The sequence below is a fragment of the Pseudomonas sp. DTU_2021_1001937_2_SI_NGA_ILE_001 genome, from assembly GCF_032463525.1.
Classification (GTDB): domain Bacteria; phylum Pseudomonadota; class Gammaproteobacteria; order Pseudomonadales; family Pseudomonadaceae; genus Aquipseudomonas.
In genome coordinates this window covers 2648549-2667428 of the sequence record NZ_CP135971.1, presented here as the reverse complement: position 1 = coordinate 2667428, position 18880 = coordinate 2648549, and the positions used below count along the sequence as shown (strand labels likewise).

23 protein-coding genes are annotated in these 18880 nt (G+C 62.7%); 12 read left to right on the top strand and 11 right to left on the bottom strand.

Annotation, left to right across the window (positions count from 1 at the left end):
- Positions 1-88 precede the first annotated feature (88 nt).
- The 10 genes from RRX38_RS11435 to RRX38_RS11390 form a co-directional block, all read right to left on the bottom strand.
- Positions 89-361: an HPr family phosphocarrier protein gene (locus RRX38_RS11435; protein ID WP_295474225.1), complete on the bottom strand. Its 273-nt coding sequence runs from the start codon at positions 359-361 to the stop codon at positions 89-91.
- Between the two features lie 15 nt (positions 362-376).
- Complete coding sequence (rapZ, locus tag RRX38_RS11430) at positions 377-1240, bottom strand: RNase adapter RapZ (protein ID WP_295474223.1); 864 nt, start codon at positions 1238-1240, stop codon at positions 377-379.
- A gap of 2 nt (positions 1241-1242) precedes the next feature.
- Positions 1243-1707: a PTS IIA-like nitrogen regulatory protein PtsN gene (gene ptsN, locus RRX38_RS11425; protein ID WP_315962550.1), complete on the bottom strand. Its 465-nt coding sequence runs from the start codon at positions 1705-1707 to the stop codon at positions 1243-1245.
- A gap of 12 nt (positions 1708-1719) precedes the next feature.
- Positions 1720-2028, bottom strand: a complete 309-nt coding sequence (gene hpf, locus RRX38_RS11420) for a ribosome hibernation-promoting factor, HPF/YfiA family (RefSeq protein WP_295474217.1) — start codon at positions 2026-2028, stop codon at positions 1720-1722.
- Positions 2029-2138: 110 nt separating this feature from the next.
- The gene (locus RRX38_RS11415) at positions 2139-3632 is read right to left on the bottom strand and encodes an RNA polymerase factor sigma-54 (RefSeq protein WP_295474215.1); all 1494 of its coding nucleotides are present in this window, start codon (positions 3630-3632) and stop codon (positions 2139-2141) included.
- Between the two features lie 155 nt (positions 3633-3787).
- On the bottom strand, positions 3788-4513 hold the full coding sequence (gene lptB, locus RRX38_RS11410; RefSeq protein ID WP_295474212.1) for an LPS export ABC transporter ATP-binding protein: 726 nt from the start codon (positions 4511-4513) through the stop codon (positions 3788-3790).
- Complete coding sequence (gene lptA / locus RRX38_RS11405; protein ID WP_295474209.1) at positions 4514-5059, bottom strand: lipopolysaccharide transport periplasmic protein LptA; 546 nt, start codon at positions 5057-5059, stop codon at positions 4514-4516.
- Positions 5046-5618 carry an LPS export ABC transporter periplasmic protein LptC gene (gene lptC, locus RRX38_RS11400; protein WP_295474206.1) on the bottom strand — a complete coding sequence of 191 codons (573 nt, stop codon included), beginning with the start codon at positions 5616-5618 and terminating at the stop codon, positions 5046-5048. Before lptC ends, lptA begins: the two co-directional genes overlap by 14 nt.
- 26 nt (positions 5619-5644) lie before the next feature.
- A complete protein-coding gene (kdsC, locus tag RRX38_RS11395; protein WP_295474203.1) occupies positions 5645-6184 on the bottom strand; it encodes a 3-deoxy-manno-octulosonate-8-phosphatase KdsC in 540 nt (179 codons plus the stop codon).
- Positions 6184-7158, bottom strand: a complete 975-nt coding sequence (locus tag RRX38_RS11390) for a KpsF/GutQ family sugar-phosphate isomerase (protein WP_295474200.1) — start codon at positions 7156-7158, stop codon at positions 6184-6186. Before RRX38_RS11390 ends, kdsC begins: the two co-directional genes overlap by 1 nt.
- A gap of 286 nt (positions 7159-7444) precedes the next feature.
- Between RRX38_RS11390 and RRX38_RS11385 the strand changes: the two genes are divergently transcribed.
- From RRX38_RS11385 to hisC, 10 genes are all read left to right on the top strand, one after another.
- Positions 7445-8254, top strand: coding sequence for an ATP-binding cassette domain-containing protein (locus RRX38_RS11385; protein ID WP_315962549.1), 810 nt, complete (start codon positions 7445-7447; stop codon positions 8252-8254).
- Positions 8254-9051 carry a lipid asymmetry maintenance ABC transporter permease subunit MlaE gene (mlaE, locus tag RRX38_RS11380; protein WP_295474194.1) on the top strand — a complete coding sequence of 266 codons (798 nt, stop codon included), beginning with the start codon at positions 8254-8256 and terminating at the stop codon, positions 9049-9051. Before RRX38_RS11385 ends, mlaE begins: the two co-directional genes overlap by 1 nt.
- A complete protein-coding gene (gene mlaD, locus RRX38_RS11375; protein ID WP_295474192.1) occupies positions 9051-9518 on the top strand; it encodes an outer membrane lipid asymmetry maintenance protein MlaD in 468 nt (155 codons plus the stop codon). The genes mlaE and mlaD overlap by 1 nt, the downstream gene beginning before the upstream one ends.
- A 10-nt stretch (positions 9519-9528) precedes the next feature.
- Entirely contained in the window at positions 9529-10191 is a 663-nt protein-coding gene (locus tag RRX38_RS11370; protein WP_315962548.1) for an ABC transporter substrate-binding protein, read from the top strand.
- Positions 10188-10502 carry a lipid asymmetry maintenance protein MlaB gene (locus RRX38_RS11365; RefSeq protein ID WP_315962547.1) on the top strand — a complete coding sequence of 105 codons (315 nt, stop codon included), beginning with the start codon at positions 10188-10190 and terminating at the stop codon, positions 10500-10502. Before RRX38_RS11370 ends, RRX38_RS11365 begins: the two co-directional genes overlap by 4 nt.
- Positions 10503-10596: 94 nt before the next feature.
- On the top strand, positions 10597-10836 hold the full coding sequence (locus RRX38_RS11360) for a BolA family protein (RefSeq protein ID WP_315962546.1): 240 nt from the start codon (positions 10597-10599) through the stop codon (positions 10834-10836).
- A 22-nt stretch (positions 10837-10858) separates the two neighbouring features.
- Positions 10859-12124, top strand: coding sequence for a UDP-N-acetylglucosamine 1-carboxyvinyltransferase (gene murA / locus RRX38_RS11355; protein ID WP_295474180.1), 1266 nt, complete (start codon positions 10859-10861; stop codon positions 12122-12124).
- A 155-nt stretch (positions 12125-12279) separates the two neighbouring features.
- Complete coding sequence (gene hisG, locus RRX38_RS11350; RefSeq protein WP_315962545.1) at positions 12280-12915, top strand: ATP phosphoribosyltransferase; 636 nt, start codon at positions 12280-12282, stop codon at positions 12913-12915.
- Positions 12916-13090: 175 nt separating this feature from the next.
- Positions 13091-14437: a histidinol dehydrogenase gene (gene hisD, locus RRX38_RS11345; RefSeq protein WP_315962544.1), complete on the top strand. Its 1347-nt coding sequence runs from the start codon at positions 13091-13093 to the stop codon at positions 14435-14437.
- A gap of 2 nt (positions 14438-14439) precedes the next feature.
- Positions 14440-15492, top strand: coding sequence for a histidinol-phosphate transaminase (gene hisC / locus RRX38_RS11340; RefSeq protein ID WP_295474171.1), 1053 nt, complete (start codon positions 14440-14442; stop codon positions 15490-15492).
- Positions 15493-15562: 70 nt separating this feature from the next.
- Here the strand turns inward: hisC and algW are convergent, their stop codons facing one another.
- Positions 15563-16726 carry a Do family serine endopeptidase AlgW gene (gene algW, locus RRX38_RS11335; RefSeq protein ID WP_295474168.1) on the bottom strand — a complete coding sequence of 388 codons (1164 nt, stop codon included), beginning with the start codon at positions 16724-16726 and terminating at the stop codon, positions 15563-15565.
- Between the two features lie 167 nt (positions 16727-16893).
- Between algW and RRX38_RS11330 the strand changes: the two genes are divergently transcribed.
- Both RRX38_RS11330 and cysD read left to right on the top strand, forming a co-directional pair.
- Positions 16894-17652, top strand: a complete 759-nt coding sequence (locus tag RRX38_RS11330) for a Nif3-like dinuclear metal center hexameric protein (RefSeq protein WP_295474165.1) — start codon at positions 16894-16896, stop codon at positions 17650-17652.
- Positions 17653-17884: 232 nt separating this feature from the next.
- Complete coding sequence (gene cysD / locus RRX38_RS11325) at positions 17885-18802, top strand: sulfate adenylyltransferase subunit CysD (RefSeq protein WP_295474162.1); 918 nt, start codon at positions 17885-17887, stop codon at positions 18800-18802.
- Positions 18803-18880: the final 78 nt, after the last annotated feature.

Sequence of the window (18880 nt, the reverse complement as noted above, 5' to 3'; positions counted from 1 at the left end):
GGTCACATGGCTGGGTGCCTAGACGCCCAGGCGATCACGAAAAAGGGGATACCGTGTGGCATCCCCTTTTTTGTGCTCGCTGGCGTGGTCACTCGCCTTCATCGAACTTGTTGTTGATCAGCTCGACCAGGCCATCGAGAGCCTGCTCGTCCTGTTCGCCTTCGGCGAACAGGTGGATGTCGGTGCCCTTGCCAGCGGCCAGCATCATGACGGCCATGATGCTCTTGCCGTCCACCAGGCTCTCCGGCGAGCGGCCGACCTTGATCTGGCAGGGGAACTTGCCGGCCACGCCGACGAACTTGGCAGCGGCCCGGGCGTGCAGGCCCAGTTTGTTGATGATGGTGATTTGACGAACGGGCATCGCAGTGAAAGTCCTTCAGCTGAGGTCGCGGTGACGGACCTGAACGTTCTTGAGTGTTTGTTGCAGGATCTGGCCCAGGCGTTCGGTCAGGTAGACCGAGCGGTGGTGCCCGCCGGTGCAGCCAATGGCAATGGTGACATAGGAACGGTTGCTGGCCGCGAAGCGCGGCAGCCATTTGTTCAGATAGGCGAAGATGTCCTGGAACATCTCTTCTACGTCTGGCTGCGCTGCCAGGTACTCGGCCACCACCGGGTCCAGACCGGAATGCTCGCGCAGCTCCGGCTTCCAGTAAGGGTTGGGCAGACATCGCACGTCGAACACCAGATCGGCATCCACCGGCATGCCGCGCTTGAAGCCGAAGGATTCGATGAGAAACGCGGTGCCGGGTTCCGGCTTGTTCAGCAGGCGCAACTTGATGGTGTCGCGCAGCTGGTAAAGGTTCAGGTGCGTGGTGTTGATCTTCAGGTCGGCCAGGTCGACGATCGGGCCGAGCAGCAGGCTCTCGTCGTGGATGGCTTCGGCCAGGGAGCGCTGCGAGCTGCTCAACGGATGGCGGCGACGGGTTTCCGAAAAACGCTTGAGCAGGGTGGCATCATCGGCGTCCAGGTAGAGCACGTCGCACTGGATATGTCGGGCGCGGAGTTCTTCCAGGATCTGCGGAAAGCGGCTCAGATGGCTGGGCATGTTGCGCGCGTCGATCGAGACCGCCAGCAGCGGCTCGGTCTGTTCGGTGTTGAGCAGTGCGCGTTCCGCCAGCTCGGGCAGCAGGCCCGCTGGCAGATTGTCGACGCAGTAGAAACCGTTGTCTTCCAGCATGTCGAGCGCAGTGCTCTTGCCGGAACCGGAACGACCACTGACGACGATCATGCGCGGGCTCATGGTCAATGGCCCTTGAGTTCTTTCAGCACTGCCTGGTACAGCGCATCGCTGCTTGGCGCGGCGCGCAGCTGCCGGCGGACCTCGTCGCGGTCGAGCATGCTGGCGATCTGGCGCAGCAGTTCGAGGTGCTCGTTGGTGGCAGCCTCGGGGACCAGCAGCACGAACAGCAGGTCGACGGGCGCGCCGTCGATGGCGTCGAAGTCGACCGGGGTTTCCAGGTGCAGCACCGCACTGACCGGCGATGAGCAGTTGGCGAGGCGGCAGTGGGGAATGGCAATGCCATTGCCAAAGCCCGTGGAGCCGAGCTTTTCACGGGCCACGAGGCTTTCGAATACGGTATTGGCTTCGAGTTGCGGTACTTCACGGCCGATCAGGTTGGCAATCTGTTCGAGTACGCGCTTCTTGCTGCCGCCCGGCACGTTCACCAGGGAACGGCCGGGGGTCAGGATATCTTCAAGTCGGATCATGGGTCGGGTGTGTTAGCGAGCGGTCGCACCCTTGAGGATGCTTTGCTGCTTTTCCTTGTGCTTGAGCAATTGTCTGTCGAGCTTGTCGGTGAGCAGGTCGATGGCCGCATACATGTCGTCATGTTCGGCGTTGGCCACCACTTCACCACCAGGGATATGCATCGTGGCTTCGATTTTCTGTTTCAGCTTCTCGACCGTCATGGTGACCTGGACATTGGTGATCTTGTCGTAATGTCCTTCGAGTTTCTTGAGTTTGAGCTCCACATATTCGCGCAGGGGCTTGGTCACTTCCAGTTGGTGTCCACTGATGTTGACTTGCATACTGCTCTCTCCTTTGCCTGTGCATAAGAGGCAGGCCGTGCCTGCCACTGGAACGCTTTGGCCGGGTTCGGCTGCGATCGAGCTCGGGATCGCCGCCTGAACCCCATCGGTCACATCAGCCGCTTGCGCTCGCTGGAGGGTGCAATGCCCAGCGATTCGCGGTACTTGGCGACGGTGCGACGGGCGACTTGAATGCCTTGTGCCTCCAGTAAACCAGCGATCTTGCTGTCACTCAATGGCTTTTTCTGATTTTCCGCGGCCACCAGTTTCTTGATGATGGCGCGGATCGCCGTGGACGAGCATTCGCCGCCTTCGGAGGTGCTGACGTGGCTGGAGAAGAAGTATTTCAACTCGTATATGCCGCGTGGCGTATGCATGAACTTCTGCGTGGTGACCCGGGAAATGGTCGATTCGTGCATGCCTACCGCTTCGGCGATGTCGTGCAGGACCAGCGGTTTCATGGCTTCGTCGCCGTACTCCAGGAAGCCGCGCTGGTGCTCGACGATCTGCGTGGCGACCTTCATCAGCGTTTCGTTGCGGCTCTGCAGGCTCTTGATGAACCAGCGCGCTTCCTGCAACTGGTTGCGCATGAAGGTGTTGTCGGCGCTGGTGTCGGCGCGGCGTACGAAACCGGCGTACTGCGGGTTGACGCGCAGGCGTGGCACCGCCTCCTGGTTCAGCTCCACCAGCCAGCGGTCGCTGTCCTTGCGCACGATCACGTCAGGCACCACGTACTCCGGCTCGCTGGACTCGATCTGCGAACCAGGGCGGGGGTTGAGGCTCTGCACCAGTTCGATGACCTGGCGCAGTTCGTCTTCCTTGAGCTTCATGCGCCGCATCAGCTGCGAATAGTCGCGACCGCCGAGCAGGTCGATGAAGTCGCTGACCAGGCGCTGGGCTTCGCTCAGCCAAGGGGTCTTGGCGGGCAGCTGGCGCAGTTGCAGCAACAGGCATTCGCCGAGGGTGCGCGCCCCCACCCCGGCCGGTTCGAACTGCTGGATGCGATGCAGCACGGCCTCGATCTCATCGAGCTCGATATCCAGCTCCGGGTCGAAGGCTTCCAGCAGTTCGTCGAGGGATTCTTCCAGGTAGCCCTGGTCGTTGATGCAGTCGATGAGGGTGACGGCGATCAGGCGATCGGTGTCGGACATCGGTGCGACGTTGAGCTGCCAGAGCAGATGGCTTTGCAGGCTCTCGCCGACCGAGGTGCGGGTGGTGAAGTCCCAGTCATCGTCGTCGCTGCTGGGCAGGCTGCTGGCACTGGTCTGGTAGATGTCTTCCCAGGCGGTGTCGACCGGCAGCTCATTGGGGATGCGCTCGTTCCAGTCGCCTTCCTCGAGGTTGTCCACCGTGGTGGCGGTTTCCTGGAAGGTCGGTTCCTGTGGCTCGCTGGTCACCTTGTTCTCGACGTTGTCCGCCATGGGGTCGGAATTGTCGAAGTCGTCGCCTTCTTCCTGGCGTTCCAGCATCGGGTTGGATTCCAGCGCTTCCTGGATCTCTTGTTGCAGATCCAGGGTCGAGAGCTGAAGCAAGCGGATGGCCTGTTGCAGCTGCGGCGTCATCGTCAGCTGCTGGCCCATTCTCAAGACTAGCGATGGTTTCATGGCAGTTGCTCAACACCTTCATTCGCCGGCGCCGGAGAGCGCCATCCACTACAGGGCGCCTGGGCGCCGCCTTATAAGCAAATTATATGCCTGAAGCCCGAGTGCTTGCCTAGAGCGTCATGACAAATAATCTGTTGTCAACAGCCTGAGCGCTGTCAGAGGCGGAATTCGTGGCCCAGGTAAACCTCTTTCACCAGCTGGTTGGCCAGGATGGTCTCGGCATCGCCTTCGGCGATCAGCTGGCCGTCGTTGACGATGTAGGCGGTTTCGCAGATGTCCAGGGTCTCACGCACGTTGTGGTCGGTGATCAGGACACCGATGCCCTTGGCCTTGAGGTGATGGATGATCTGCTTGATGTCGCCGACCGAAATCGGGTCTACACCGGCGAAGGGTTCGTCGAGCAGGATGAACTTCGGCGAGGTGGCCAGGGCGCGGGCGATCTCCACGCGGCGGCGTTCACCACCGGACAGGCTCATGCCGAGGCTGTCGCGGATGTGGGTGATGTGGAATTCCTGCAGGAGGCTTTCCAGTTCCTTGCGGCGGGCGGCGGCATCGAGTTCCTTGCGGGTCTCGAGGATCGCCATGATGTTGTCGGCCACGCTCAGCTTGCGGAAGATCGAGGCTTCCTGTGGCAGATAGCCGATGCCGGCACGGGCGCGGCCGTGCATGGGCTGGTGACTGACGTCCAGGTCGTCGATCAGTACGCGGCCCTGGTCGGCCTGGACCAGGCCGACAATCATGTAGAAGCAGGTCGTCTTGCCGGCGCCATTGGGGCCCAGCAGGCCGACGATCTGACCGCTGTCGATGGACAGGCTGACATCGCGTACGACCTGGCGGCTCTTGTAGCTCTTGGCCAGGTGCTGGGCTTTAAGCGTCGCCATTTACTGCGCCTTCTGCTGCTGTTCGGTTTTCTTTTTCGGCTGGATGACCATGTCGATGCGCGGACGTGGCGCGGTGACCTGGTTGCCTGTGGCGCGGCCGGCACTGACGACCTGGCGCACGGTGTCGTAGACGATCTTCTCGCCTTCGGAGGTGTTGCCGTCGTTGATGACCTTGGCCTTGTCGATCAGCACGATGCGATCCTGCGCCGCGTAGTACTGGATGGTGACGGCATAGGCCTGGACGATGGGCTTGTCCACCGCGGGCTTCTGCTCGTAATAGGCCAGGTTGCCCACCGAAGTGAACACGTCGACTTCGCCCTGGGCATTGCGGGTGATGGTCACGGTGTTGCCGGTGATCTTCATCGAGCCCTGGGTGATGATTACGTTGCCTTTATAGGTGGCGATGCCTTTTTTGTCGTCCAGCTGCGCGTCGTCGGACTGGATGTGGATCGGCTGATCACGGTCGGTCGGCAGGGACCAGGCGCTCGCGCTTCCCAGTGCTGCGCCCAGGCCGAGCAATAAAGGGAGGGTTTTAACGAGCGTCATACTGTCCTCTTACTTTGGACAACAGGTCCATCCTGCCGTCTTTCAAATAGGCTTTCATCCCGACCGCCGTGCTGACACCGCCGGCGGCGTCGATTTTAACGGCTTGCTCGGTCTGCGCATATTGCTTCTGTGGGAATACAGTCATCCGACTGCTGGTGATGATGGTCGCGCGTTGCTTTTCATCGGTGCGCGCCACGCGAACGTTGTCGATCAGCTCCACCTGGTCCCCGGAGGGCGAGACCTCGGCACGGGTACTCTGCACATGCCAGGGGTAGAGCGTGCCACGGTACATCTGCAGGTCCGGGGTGGTCACCAGGGACACCTCGGTGGCCTTCAGGTGCTCGACCTTGTCGGCGGTCATCTCGTACTGGACCTTGCCGTCGGGCAGGTACTGCACGCTGCGCGCATTGATGACGTAATAGTCGATGGCCGTGTCGTCGGCCACTTGTGCCGGCTGGTCCATGAAACTTTCCGGGCTGACGTTCCAGTAGCCGGCTGCAGCCAGCAGCAGGGCGAGAGCGCCGAGAACCAGGTAAGTGCGGATCTTTTTGCTGAGCATATGCGGCTTCTATAAAAAGACGGTTTCTACAGATAAGCGGCCAGGGCGGCATCCAGCTTGCCCTGGGCAGCGAGAATCAGTTCGCAGAACTCGCGTGCGGCACCTTCGCCACCGCGAGCCTGGGTCACGCCATGGGCGTGCTGGCGAACGAAGGGCGCGGCATTGGCCACGGCCATCCCCAAACCGACGCGGCGGATCACCGGCAAGTCTGGCAGATCGTCACCCAGGTAGGCGACTTCTTCGTAGGTCAGGTTCAGTTCGCCAAGCAGCTGGTCGAGTACCACCAGTTTGTCTTCGCGGCCCTGGTACAGGTGCGCGATGCCGAGATTCTTCGCTCGGCGCTCGACCACCGGTGTCTTGCGTCCGCTAATGATAGCCGTTGTGACACCCGAAGCGATGAGCATCTTGATGCCCTGGCCGTCGAGGGTGTTGAAGGTCTTGAATTCGCTGCCGTCTTCCAAGAAGTACAGACGGCCGTCGGTCAGTACTCCATCGACGTCGAAGACTGCCAGGCGGATGCGTTGGCCGCGTTGCTGCAATTGTTCGTTCACTGCGTGATTCTCCATTACATCACCCCGGCTCTGACCAGGTCCTGCAGGTTGAAGGCGCCCACCGGGCGATCTTCCTGGTCGACGACGATCAGTGCGTTGATCTTGTGATCTTCCATGATCTTCAGCGCCTCGGCGGCGAGCATCTCGGCGCGCACCGTCTTGCCGTGCACGGTCATCACCTGGTCGATGCTGGCCTGGCGGATGTCCAGGGCGCGGTCCAGGGTGCGGCGCAGGTCGCCGTCGGTAAATATTCCGGCCAGGCGGCCGTCGGGTTCGACGATGGCGGTCATGCCCAGGCCCTTGCGGGTCATTTCCAGCAGGGCGTCGCGCAGCGAGGTGCCGCGCGGGACGCTGGGCAGGGTGTCACCGCTGTGCATGACGTGTTCGACCTTGAGCAGCAGGCGCCGCCCCAGCGCACCGCCGGGGTGCGAGAAAGCGAAATCCTCGGCGGTGAAGCCACGCGCTTCGAGCAGTGCGACAGCCAGTGCGTCGCCCATCACCAGGGCGGCGGTGGTCGAGGAGGTCGGTGCCAGGTTCAGCGGGCAGGCTTCCTGTTCGACGCGCGCATTGAGGTTGACGTCGGCGGCCTTGGCCAGGGTCGACTCCGGATTGCCGGTCAGGCTGATCATGCGGATGCCCAGGCGCTTGATCAGCGGCAGCAGGGTGACGATCTCGCTGGTGGTTCCAGAATTGGACAGGGCCAGAATGATATCGTCACGCGTGATCATCCCCATGTCGCCATGGCTGGCTTCGGCAGGGTGGACGAAGAACGCCGGGGTTCCGGTGCTGGCCAGGGTGGCGGCGATCTTGTTGCCGATGTGTCCCGACTTGCCCATGCCGACCACCACGACCCGGCCTTTGCTGGCCAGGATCAGCTCGCAGGCACGCACGAAATCGCCATCGATGTGTCCCAGCAGGCTCTCGATGGCTTCTATCTCTAGGCGGATGGTGCGCTGTGCGGATTGGATCAGGTCGCTGGATTGGCTCATGTCAGGGTCGGTCAGACTGGGAAAAGGCGGGGATTATAGCCGTAATGTCGATCCGGCTCACGCCCTGATCGTCGCAGCCGTTCGCCGATGTGTTCCCGGTGCGTGACGAGGCCGGGCGGCGCTGTAGCAAATGGATATGAAAGCGGAGGCGGTGCGCCGGTTCCGTGCTTGGGTGGTGTGCCGTGGCGATGATATAGTGCGCGGCTTGTCCGGCCCGTTCAGGCCGCTCTTGCCTTCGCTCTGGCGGAGGTGGCGCCATGACTGGGTCGTATCGCAAGGAGTTTAGATGAGTGCCGATGACGCTTACGCGGTCGAATTGAAGGGCGTTACCTTCAAGCGCGGTGCCCGCAGCATTTTCAACGATGTCGATATCCGTATTCCCAAGGGCAAGGTCACCGGGATCATGGGCCCATCGGGCTGTGGTAAGACCACGCTGCTGCGCCTGATGGGCGCCCAGCTGCGCCCGGATACCGGTGAGGTCTGGGTCAATGGCCAGAACCTGCCGCAATTGTCGCGTGGCGACCTGTTCGATGCGCGCAAGCGCATGGGCGTGCTGTTCCAGAGTGGCGCGTTGTTCACCGACCTGGACGTGTTCGAGAACGTGGCCTTCCCCCTGCGGGTGCACACCGAACTGCCGGAGGACATGATCCGCGACATCGTGCTGCTCAAGCTGCAGGCCGTTGGTCTGCGCGGTGCGGTCGAACTGATGCCCGACGAGCTGTCCGGCGGCATGAAGCGCCGGGTCGCCCTGGCCCGTGCCATCGCCATGGACCCCGAGATCCTGATGTACGACGAGCCGTTCGTCGGCCAGGACCCCATTGCCATGGGCGTTCTGGTGCGTCTTATCCGTCTACTCAACGATGCCCTGGGAATCACCAGCATCGTGGTCTCCCACGATCTGACCGAAACCGCGAGCATCGCCGATTACCTCTATGTGGTCGGCGATGGCCAGGTGCTGGGGCAGGGTACGCCGCAAGAGCTGATGGCCTCGGATAACCCGCGCATTCGCCAGTTCATGACCGGTGAGCCGGATGGTCCCGTACCTTTTCACTATCCGGCCTCGGATTTTCGCGAAGACCTGTTGGGGAAGCGCTGATGCGCAAGAAATCAATCATGGAGCGTATCCGCCTGCTCGGGCGCTCGGCCATCGATGTGGTGACCGTGCTCGGTCGTTCCGGCATCTTCCTGGCCAATGCCCTGCTCGGGCGCAGCAGCGTCGGCAGCGGTTTCCAACTGCTGGTTCGGCAGCTGTATTCGGTAGGGGTGATGTCGCTGATCATCATCGTCGTTTCGGGCATGTTCATCGGCATGGTGCTGGCCTTGCAGGGCTTCAGCATCCTCACCAAGTACGGTTCGGAGCAGGCGGTGGGGCAGATGGTCGCCCTGACCCTGCTGCGCGAGCTGGCCCCGGTGGTCGCTGCGCTGCTGTTCGCCGGGCGTGCCGGTTCGGCACTGACCGCCGAAATCGGCAACATGAAATCCACCGAGCAGCTGTCGAGCCTGGAAATGATCGGTGTCGACCCGCTCAAGTACATCATTGCGCCGCGCCTTTGGGCCGGCTTCATCTCGCTGCCGGTGCTGACCCTGATTTTCAGCGTGGTGGGGATCTGGGGAGGCTCGTGGGTGGCCATCGACTGGCTCGGCGTCTATGAAGGATCGTTCTGGTCCAACATGCAGAGCAGCGTTTCCTTTACCGACGATGTGCTCAATGGCCTCATCAAAAGCGTCGTATTTGCCTTGGTAGTGACCTGGATCGCCGTTTTCCAGGGTTATGACTGCGATCCCACCTCCGAGGGGATCAGTCGGGCCACGACCCGGACCGTGGTATACGCCTCGCTGGCAGTGCTGGGCCTGGACTTTATTCTGACCGCCTTGATGTTTGGAGACTTCTGATGCAAAACCGCGCCATCGAAACCGGTGTCGGACTGTTCCTGCTGGCCGGCATCCTGGCCCTGCTCCTGCTGGCCCTGCGTGTCAGTGGTCTGAGCACCAGCGCGACCAGCGACACCTATAAACTTTACGCCTACTTCGACAATATCGCCGGTTTGACTGTCAGAGCCAAGGTGAGCATGGCAGGTGTGACCATCGGCCGGGTGACGGCGATCGATCTGGATCGTGACACCTTCACCGGTCGGGTGACCATGGAAATCCAGAAGTCGGTCGACAACCTGCCTTCCGATTCCACGGCTTCGATCCTCACCGCCGGTCTGCTGGGTGAGAAATATGTCGGTATCAGCGTGGGTGGCGACAACACCCTGCTCAAGGATGGCGGAACGATCCACGACACCCAGTCGTCCCTGGTGCTCGAAGACCTGATCGGTAAATTCCTGCTCAACACCGTGAGCAAAGAAGCCAAATAAGGAGCTTTCCATGATCTCTATCCTGCGTCGCAGTCTGCTGGTCCTGCTGGTCCTGCTGGCCGTGTTGCCGATGCTGGCCAACGCGGCGGCCGCCCCGTCGGCCCATGATCTGGTGAAGGGGACCACCGACCAGTTGCTCAGCGACCTGTCGGCCAACCGCGAGCAATACAAGGCCAACCCCAACGCCTTCTACGACGCGCTGAACCGCATCGTCGGGCCGGTGGTGGATGCCGATGGCATTTCGCGCAGCATCATGACCGTGAAGTACTCGCGCAAGGCGACGCCCGAGCAGATGCAGCGTTTCCAGGAAAACTTCAAGCGCAGCCTGATGCAGTTCTATGGCAACGCGCTGCTGGAGTACAACAACCAGGGCATCACCGTTTCGCCTGCCAAGGATGAAAGCGGCGACCGCACCAGTGTCGACATGCAGGTCAAGGGCAACAACGGTGCGGTCTATCCGGTTTCCTACACGCTGGAGAAGATCAACGGCCAGTGGAAGGTGCGCAACGTGATCATCAACGGCATCAACATCGGCAAGCTGTTCCGTGACCAGTTCGCCGACGCCATGCAGCGCAACGGCAACGACCTGGACAAGACCATCGATGGTTGGGCCGGCGAAGTCGCCAAGGCCAAGGAAGTCACCGATCAGGCCACCGAGAAGTCGGCGCAATGACCGAGTCTGCCGTACGCCTGATCGGGGCTGGCGAGCTGCGGCTGGTCGGCGTGCTGGACTACAGCACCGGCCCGCTGCTGCGCAAGCAGGGCGCGGCGCTGATCCGTTCCAGCACGCTGCCGACACTGGTCATCGACTGTTCCGGGGTCAGCCGGTCCACCAGCGTTGGCCTGGCCCTGCTGCTGGCCTTCATGCGTGATGCCGCTGTGGCGGGCAAGTCGGTCAGTGTGCATTCCATGCCCGAGGACATGCGCAAGATTGCCGAGGTTTCCGGGGCCAGCGAGCTATTCGCCACGCCGACCCCGGCCTGACGGGCACGCCCCCTGTCCGTGCGGGGTTCGCATTGCAGGGGCTTTTTTGTATCATGGCCGACCCGCGCGCACAGGGCGCCGATCGAGGTTAAGCATGCAGGCTGTCGAAGTGAAAAGCTTCCTTGAAGGAAAGCTGCCCGGAATCAAGGTGGAAGTCGAAGGCGAAGGCTGCAACTTCCAGCTCAATGTCATCAGTGACGAGTTGGCCGCGCTGAGCCCGGTCAAGCGTCAACAACAGATCTACTCCCATCTGAACCCCTGGATCGCCGATGGCAGCATCCACGCGGTCACGATGAAATTCTTCAGCAGCGCGGCCTGGGCCGAGCGCACCTGAACCCACCGGTGTCGAGATTGCAATGGATAAACTGATTATTACCGGCGGCGTGCGCCTGGATGGCGAAATCCGCATTTCCGGGGCCAAGAACTCGGCTCTGCCGATCCTCTCCGCTACGCTGCTGGCCGATGGCCCTGTCACCGTGCAGAACCTGCCGCACCTGCACGACATCACCACCATGATCGAGCTGTTCGGGCGCATGGGCATCGAGCCGGTGATCGACGAGAAACTCAGCGTCGAGATCGACCCGCGGACCATCAAGACCCTGGTCGCACCCTATGAGCTGGTCAAGACCATGCGTGCCTCGATCCTGGTGCTGGGCCCGATGGTCGCGCGCTTCGGCGAGGCCGAAGTGGCCTTGCCGGGTGGCTGTGCCATCGGTTCGCGTCCGGTCGACCTGCACATCCGTGGCCTTGAGGCCATGGGCGCGATCATCGACGTCGACGGCGGCTACATCAAGGCTCGTGCTCCCGAGGGCGGCCTGCGTGGCGCGCACTTCTTCTTCGATACCGTCAGTGTGACCGGTACCGAAAACATCATGATGGCCGCCAGCCTGGCCAAGGGCCGTACCGTTCTGCAGAACGCCGCCCGCGAGCCTGAAGTGGTCGACCTGGCCAACTTCCTGATTGCCATGGGCGCGAAGATCCAGGGCGCCGGCACCGATACCATCACCATCGATGGCGTCGAGCGCCTGCACTCGGCGACCTACAAGGTCATGCCGGACCGCATCGAGACCGGCACCTACCTGGTTGCCGCCGCCGCTACCGGCGGTCGTGTGAAGGTCAAGGATACCGATCCGACCATCCTCGAGGCCGTACTGCTCAAACTGCAGGAAGCGGGTGCCGAGATCACCACCGGCGAAGACTGGATCGAGCTGAACATGCATGGTCGCCGTCCGAAGGCGGTCAACGTGCGCACTGCGCCATACCCGGCGTTCCCGACCGACATGCAGGCGCAGTTCATCTCGCTCAATGCCATCGGCGAGGGCACTGGCGCGGTGATCGAGACCATCTTCGAAAACCGTTTCATGCACGTGTACGAAATGCACCGCATGGGCGCGCAGATCCAGGTCGAAGGCAACACCGCCATCGTCACCGGCACCGAGGTGCTCAAGGGCGCGCCGGTGATGGCCACCGACCTGCGGGCTTCGGCCAGCCTGGTCATCTCGGCCCTGGTGGCCGAGGGCGATACCCTCATCGACCGCATCTACCACATCGACCGTGGTTACGAGTGCATCGAAGAGAAGCTGCAGATGCTGGGCGCGAAGATCCGTCGCGTACCGGGCTAGTGAACAGACGGCCCCGATGCCACCGGTATCGGGGCCGTCGTTCCATGTAGCGCCGAGATTTCCTTTGCCTGATCGCGCAATGTCCCTGCGTATCGGGTAAGCTCTGGGGTTCGCCACCAGGGCATGAGCTTCCTGATAAGGACCCGAGTTTCCCCATGCTGACCATCGCATTGTCCAAGGGCCGCATCCTCGACGACACCCTGCCGCTGCTCGCCGCAGCGGGCATCGTGCCGACCGAGAATCCGGACAAGAGCCGCAAGCTCATCATTCCCACGACCCAGGAGGATGTCCGCCTGCTGATCGTGCGTGCCACCGATGTGCCGACCTATGTCGAGCATGGTGCGGCGGACCTGGGCGTGGCCGGCAAGGACGTGCTGATGGAATTCGGCGGCCAGGGCCTTTACGAGCCGCTGGACCTCGAGATCGCCCGCTGCAAGCTGATGACCGCTGGCGCCATCGGTGCGCCCGAGCCCAAGGGGCGCCTGCGCGTGGCGACCAAGTTCGTCAATGTCGCCAAGCGCTACTACGCCGAGCAGGGGCGTCAGGTCGACATCATCAAGCTCTACGGCTCCATGGAGCTGGCGCCGCTGGTCGGCCTGGCGGACAAGATCATCGACGTGGTCGACACCGGCAACACCCTGCGTGCCAACGGTCTCGAACCCCAAGAGCTGATCGCCACCGTCAGTTCCCGCCTGGTGGTCAACAAGGCCTCCATGAAGATGCAGCACGCGCGCATCCAGGCGCTGATCGACACCCTGCGCAACGCCGTCGAGTCCCGACACCATAGCTAGCAGGTCTTTGAAGAGACGGCTGTAAAGCCGGAGCCCTTCACTGACCTGCTTCTGATCGCGCGGCCCTCGTGTCGCGCCCCGCTATCCGTGTCATAGCCAGATTGTTCAGGTGCCAGCGCGGATAGCTTGGTAGCTTATGGCACCTGAGCATTCGCCAATTACTGAGGCCCTCGCTATGACCACGTCCACCGCAATACGCCGACTCGATGCTGCCGACCCGGATTTCGCCCGACATCTGGATCATCTGCTGAGCTGGGAAAGTGTGTCCGACGACGCGGTCAACCAGCGGGTGCTGGACATCATCAAGGCCGTGCGCGAGCGTGGCGATGCCGCCCTGGTGGAATTCACCCAGCGCTTCGACGCGGTGCAGGCTACCCGCATGGCTGACCTGATCCTGCCGCGCGAGCGCCTGGAGCAGGCCCTGACGCGTATTTCACCGGCCCAGCGCCAGGCCCTGGAAGTGGCCGCCCAGCGGGTGCGCAGCTACCACGAAAAGCAGAAGCAGGATTCCTGGAGCTACACCGAGGCGGACGGCACCGTGCTGGGCCAGAAGGTCACGCCGCTCGACCGCGCCGGTCTCTATGTGCCCGGTGGCAAGGCTTCCTACCCGTCTTCGGTACTGATGAACGCGATTCCGGCCAAGGTTGCCGGGGTGGCCGAAGTGGTCATGGTGGTGCCGACGCCACGCGGTGAAATCAACGAGCTGGTACTGGCCGCCGCGTGCATCGCCGGGGTCGACCGCGTGTTCACCATCGGTGGTGCCCAGGCCGTCGCCGCACTGGCCTACGGTACCGAAAGCGTGCCGCAGGTCGACAAGGTGGTCGGCCCCGGCAACATCTATGTGGCCACCGCCAAGCGCCATGTGTTCGGCCAGGTCGGTATCGACATGATCGCCGGCCCGTCGGAGATCCTGGTGGTCTGCGACGGCCAGACCGACCCCGACTGGATCGCCATGGACCTGTTTTCCCAGGCCGAGCACGACGAAGATGCACAGGCCATCCTGGTCAGCCCGGACGGTGAATTCCTCGACCGTGTCGCGGCGAGCATCGCCCGGCTGCTGCCGACCATGGACCGCGCCGCGATCATCGAGACCTCGATCAACGGCCGTGGCGCGCTGATCAAGGTGGCCGACATGCAGCAGGCCATCGACGTCGCCAACCGCATCGCGCCCGAGCACCTGGAGCTGTCGGTGGAAGACCCGCAGGCCTGGCTGCCACAGATCCGCCACGCCGGCGCGATCTTCATGGGGCGTCACACCTCCGAGGCGCTGGGCGACTACTGTGCCGGCCCCAATCACGTGTTGCCGACCTCCGGCACCGCGCGTTTCTCCTCGCCGCTGGGGGTTTATGACTTCCAGAAGCGCTCGTCGATCATCTTCTGTTCGCCGCAGGGCGCGTCCGAACTGGGCAAGACGGCCTCGGTGCTGGCCCGTGGCGAATCGCTGAGCGGTCACGCGCGCAGTGCCGAGTACCGAATCACCGACCCCGGCTTCAAGCCAGGCCGTAACGAACAAGGCGAGTGAACATGAGCAAATTCTGGAGTCCCTTCGTCAAGAGCCTGGTGCCCTACGTGCCGGGCGAGCAGCCCAAGCTGACCAAGCTGGTCAAGCTCAACACCAACGAGAACCCCTACGGGCCTTCGCCGAAGGCGCTGGAGGCGATGCGCGCCGAGCTGTCGGACAACCTGCGTCTGTACCCGGACCCCAACAGCGACCTGCTCAAGCAGGCGGTGGCCCGCTACTATCAGGTGCAGCCTGAGCAGGTGTTCCTGGGCAATGGTTCGGACGAGGTGCTGGCGCACATCTTCCACGGCCTGTTCCAGCACGATCTGCCGCTGCTGTTTCCGGACATCAGCTACAGCTTTTACCCGGTATATTGCGGCCTCTACGGCATCGAGCATGAGGCGGTCGCGCTGGACGAGCAGTTCCGCATCCGCCCGGCCGACTATGCGCGCCCCAATGGCGGCATCATCTTCCCCAACCCCAACGCGCCGACCGGTTGCCTGCTGGCCCTGGAGGCCGTGGAACAGATCCTCCAGGCCAGTCCTGACTCGGTCGTGGTGGTGGACGAGGCGTACATCGACTTTGGCGGCGAAACGGCCATTACCCTGGTGGACCGCTACCCGAACCTGCTGGTGACCCAGACCCTGTCCAAGTCACGCTCGCTGGCCGGCCTGCGGGTCGGCCTGGCGGTCGGGCATCCGGACCTGATCGAGGCGCTGGAGCGGGTCAAGAACAGCTTCAACTCCTACCCGCTGGACCGTGTGGCGATCGCCGGCGCGGCCGCCGCTTTCGACGACCAGGCGCACTTCGACAGCACCCGCCAGGCGGTGATTGCCAGCCGCGAGGCGTTGACTGCTGCGCTGCAGGGCAAGGGCTTCGAGGTGCTGCCATCGGCAGCCAACTTCATCTTCGCCCGCCACCCGCAGCACGACGCTGCTGGTCTGGCGGCGCGCCTGCGCGAGCAGGGCGTGATCGTACGGCACTTCAAGCAGGCGCGTATCGCGCAGTTCCTGCGCATCAGCATCGGCACGCCGGAGCAGAACCAGGCGCTGCTGGACGGGCTGAGCGATCTCTGAGCCGCTTGCCACACACAAAAAAGCCGCCCCTTGGGCGGCTTTTTTGTGTGTTGTCCCGTCCTGAGCAGGGTTATCCGGCTGGGGCCGGTGTCGCAGGCGGAGCGGGTGGCGGGCGGATACCCACCTCCGCGGTCAGACGCAACTCCTTGTTGTTGCGCAGCACATTGATGGTGATCTTCTCTTTCGGCCTGGCCCGCGCCACCTGGTTCATCGAGCGGCGACCATCGCTGGCCGGCTCGCCATTGATGCTCAGGATCACATCACCCAACTGCAGGCCGGCGCGCTGTGCCGGCCCATCACGGAACACGCCCGACACCACGATGCCTGGCCGCCCCTTGAGGCCGAACGACTCCGCCAGCTCGGCGGTCAGCGGTTGCACTTCGATACCCAGCCAGCCACGGATCACCTGGCCGTGCTCGATGATCGACTTCATCACGTCCATGGCCAGCTTGGTCGGGATGGCGAAGCCGATGCCCTGCGAGCCGCCGGACTTGGAGAAAATCGCAGTGTTGATACCGGTGAGGTTGCCGCTGGCATCCACCAGCGCGCCACCGGAGTTGCCGGGGTTGATCGCCGCATCGGTCTGGATGAAGTCTTCATAGGTGTTCAGGCCCAGCTGGTTGCGGCCGGTAGCACTGATGATGCCCATGGTCACGGTCTGGCCGACGCCGAACGGGTTGCCGATGGCCAGGGCCACGTCGCCGATGCGAATGCTGTCGGAGCGGGCGATGGTGATCGCCGGCAGGTTCTTCAGGTCGATCTTCAATACCGCCAGGTCGGTTTCCGGGTCGCTGCCGATCACCCTGGCGATGGTCTCGCGGCCGTCCTTGAGCGCCACCACGATCTGGTCGGCGCCGGTGGTCACGTGATTGTTGGTGAGGATGTAGCCTTCGGGGCTCATCAGCACCCCGGAACCCAGGCTGGACTCCATGCGCTTCTGCTTGGGCTGGTTGTCACCGAAGAAACGCCGGAACTGTGGGTCTTCGAAGAGCGGGTTGGCGCCCTTGTTGATCATCTTGGTGGTGTACAGGTTGACCACCGCTGGCGCGGCGGCACTCACCGCGTCGGCGTAGGACGAGGGGCCCTGGACGATCTGCGTGGTCTGCGGTGCCTGTTGCAGGTTGACGTCCATGCTGGGCAAGCCAACCCATTGCGGGTAGCGCTGGATGATCAGCAGAGCGATGAGTACGCCTGCCAGCAACGGCCAGCCAAAGAAGCGCAGTGCCTTGAGCATTCGAAGAAGTCCTGGATGGTGATGGGCGCAGAATTTTGCAGCCGGGGTGCGCCATAATGGCGGGCATTATACGAGCCCTGTGGGCGCTGTCTCTCTATTCGTGTGCAATTAACCCGTCTACGACGCTGTCTTTGCCCTTACCCAACTCTTGATCGAGGAACCTCTCCATGGCCGTCGCCCTCAGCACGCTGGTCGAAGAAGCCGACCGCTACCTCAACAGTGCGCGTATCCAGGATTACTGCCCCAATGGTCTGCAGGTCGAAGGTCGACCGCAGGTGATGCGTATCGTCAGTGGCGTCACCGCCAGCCAGGCACTGCTGGATGCAGCGGTGGAGGCCCAGGCGGATCTGGTGCTGGTCCATCATGGCTATTTCTGGAAAGGCGAGAACCCCTGCGTGGTAGGCATGAAGCAGCGGCGCCTGAAGACCCTGCTCAAGCACGACATCAGCCTGCTCGCCTACCACCTGCCGCTGGACGTGCACCCCGAAGTGGGCAACAACGTGCAGCTGGCCCGGCAACTGGACATTACCGTCGAAGGTCCGCTCGATCCCAATGACGCCAAGGTGGTGGGCCTGGTCGGCTCGCTGGCCGAACCGGTCAGCGCGCGGGATTTCGCCCGCCGAATCCAGGAAGTGCTGGGCCGCGAGCCGCTGCTCATCGAAGGTCAGCGCATGGTCCAGCGCGTGGGCTGGTGTTCCGGTGGTGGCCAGGGCTACATCGACCGGGCGATCGCCGAAGGCGTGGACCTGTATTTCAGCGGCGAGGCCTCGGAGCAGACCTTCCACAGCGCCCAGGAGAACGGCGTCAGTTTCATCGCTGCCGGACACCACGCCACCGAGCGTTATGGCGTGCAGGCACTGGGCGACTACCTGGCGCGCCGGTTTGCGGTCGAGCACCTGTTCATCGACTGCCCGAACCCGGTGTGATCCGCCGCATGGCCGCCCAGGCCGGGTCTTCACACCGAACGGGCGGCTATATCGTTAGATCGTTTCGATCTACCTGACGCGCTGAAGTGAGCCGCCACGGCATGATAAAGTGCGCGGCTCGAATACGGCCCGTAGGCCGCAACAGGACTCGGTTTCCGGGTGGGCTCGCGCCGCGATGGCGCCTTGCGATACCCGGCGGTCCGAACCCAACACCAGCAATCCGTGAGTAGCCATGGTTGACAAACTGACGCATCTGAAACAGCTGGAGGCGGAAAGCATCCACATCATCCGCGAGGTCGCCGCCGAGTTCGATAACCCGGTGATGCTGTACTCGATCGGCAAGGATTCGGCCGTGATGCTGCATCTGGCACGCAAGGCCTTCTTCCCGGGCAAATTGCCGTTCCCGGTGATGCATGTCGACACCCGCTGGAAATTCCAGGAGATGTACCGCTTCCGCGACAAGATGGTCGAGGAAATGGGCCTGGAGCTGATCACCCACGTCAACCCCGAGGGCGTTGCACAGGGTATCAACCCCTTCACTCACGGCAGTGCCAAGCACACCGACATCATGAAGACCCAGGGCCTCAAGCAGGCACTGGACAAGCACGGCTTCGATGCCGCGTTCGGCGGCGCACGGCGCGACGAAGAGAAGTCGCGGGCCAAGGAGCGCGTCTACTCGTTCCGCGACAGCAAGCACCGCTGGGACCCCAAGAACCAGCGTCCCGAGCTGTGGAACGTCTACAACGGCAAGGTCAACAAGGGCGAGTCGATCCGCGTGTTCCCGCTGTCGAACTGGACCGAGCTGGACATCTGGCAGTACATCTACCTCGAAGGCATCCCGATCGTGCCGCTGTACTTCGCCGCCGAGCGTGAGGTCATCGAGAAGAACGGCACCCTGATCATGATCGACGACGAACGCATCCTCGAGCACCTCTCCGAGGAAGAGAAAGCGCGCATCGTCAAGAAGAAGGTGCGTTTCCGTACCCTCGGCTGCTACCCGCTGACCGGCGCCGTCGAGTCGCAGGCCGAGACCCTGACGGACATCATCCAGGAAATGCTCCTGACCCGTACGTCCGAGCGCCAGGGCCGTGTCATCGACCACGATGGCGCCGGCTCGATGGAAGACAAGAAACGTCAAGGCTACTTCTAAGCTTCAAGTTACAAGCGGCAAGCTGCAAGACGCCAACGGAGCGAGTAGTTTCTGGCTTTTGTCGTTTGCAGCCTGCTC

Bases quoted from the DNA above. Each gene is read 5' to 3' on its own strand.
- RRX38_RS11435 (WP_295474225.1), bottom strand. From the start codon at position 361: ATGCCCGTTCGTCAAATCACCATCATCAACAAACTGGGCCTGCACGCC.
- rapZ (WP_295474223.1), bottom strand. From the start codon at position 1,240: ATGAGCCCGCGCATGATCGTCGTCAGTGGTCGTTCCGGTTCCGGCAAG.
- ptsN (WP_315962550.1), bottom strand. From the start codon at position 1,707: ATGATCCGACTTGAAGATATCCTGACCCCCGGCCGTTCCCTGGTGAAC.
- hpf (WP_295474217.1), bottom strand. From the start codon at position 2,028: ATGCAAGTCAACATCAGTGGACACCAACTGGAAGTGACCAAGCCCCTG.
- RRX38_RS11415 (WP_295474215.1), bottom strand. From the start codon at position 3,632: ATGAAACCATCGCTAGTCTTGAGAATGGGCCAGCAGCTGACGATGACG.
- lptB (WP_295474212.1), bottom strand. From the start codon at position 4,513: ATGGCGACGCTTAAAGCCCAGCACCTGGCCAAGAGCTACAAGAGCCGC.
- lptA (WP_295474209.1), bottom strand. From the start codon at position 5,059: ATGACGCTCGTTAAAACCCTCCCTTTATTGCTCGGCCTGGGCGCAGCA.
- lptC (WP_295474206.1), bottom strand. From the start codon at position 5,618: ATGCTCAGCAAAAAGATCCGCACTTACCTGGTTCTCGGCGCTCTCGCC.
- kdsC (WP_295474203.1), bottom strand. From the start codon at position 6,184: ATGGAGAATCACGCAGTGAACGAACAATTGCAGCAACGCGGCCAACGC.
- RRX38_RS11390 (WP_295474200.1), bottom strand. From the start codon at position 7,158: ATGAGCCAATCCAGCGACCTGATCCAATCCGCACAGCGCACCATCCGC.
- RRX38_RS11385 (WP_315962549.1), top strand. From the start codon at position 7,445: ATGAGTGCCGATGACGCTTACGCGGTCGAATTGAAGGGCGTTACCTTC.
- mlaE (WP_295474194.1), top strand. From the start codon at position 8,254: ATGCGCAAGAAATCAATCATGGAGCGTATCCGCCTGCTCGGGCGCTCG.
- mlaD (WP_295474192.1), top strand. From the start codon at position 9,051: ATGCAAAACCGCGCCATCGAAACCGGTGTCGGACTGTTCCTGCTGGCC.
- RRX38_RS11370 (WP_315962548.1), top strand. From the start codon at position 9,529: ATGATCTCTATCCTGCGTCGCAGTCTGCTGGTCCTGCTGGTCCTGCTG.
- RRX38_RS11365 (WP_315962547.1), top strand. From the start codon at position 10,188: ATGACCGAGTCTGCCGTACGCCTGATCGGGGCTGGCGAGCTGCGGCTG.
- RRX38_RS11360 (WP_315962546.1), top strand. From the start codon at position 10,597: ATGCAGGCTGTCGAAGTGAAAAGCTTCCTTGAAGGAAAGCTGCCCGGA.
- murA (WP_295474180.1), top strand. From the start codon at position 10,859: ATGGATAAACTGATTATTACCGGCGGCGTGCGCCTGGATGGCGAAATC.
- hisG (WP_315962545.1), top strand. From the start codon at position 12,280: ATGCTGACCATCGCATTGTCCAAGGGCCGCATCCTCGACGACACCCTG.
- hisD (WP_315962544.1), top strand. From the start codon at position 13,091: ATGACCACGTCCACCGCAATACGCCGACTCGATGCTGCCGACCCGGAT.
- hisC (WP_295474171.1), top strand. From the start codon at position 14,440: ATGAGCAAATTCTGGAGTCCCTTCGTCAAGAGCCTGGTGCCCTACGTG.
- algW (WP_295474168.1), bottom strand. From the start codon at position 16,726: ATGCTCAAGGCACTGCGCTTCTTTGGCTGGCCGTTGCTGGCAGGCGTA.
- RRX38_RS11330 (WP_295474165.1), top strand. From the start codon at position 16,894: ATGGCCGTCGCCCTCAGCACGCTGGTCGAAGAAGCCGACCGCTACCTC.
- cysD (WP_295474162.1), top strand. From the start codon at position 17,885: ATGGTTGACAAACTGACGCATCTGAAACAGCTGGAGGCGGAAAGCATC.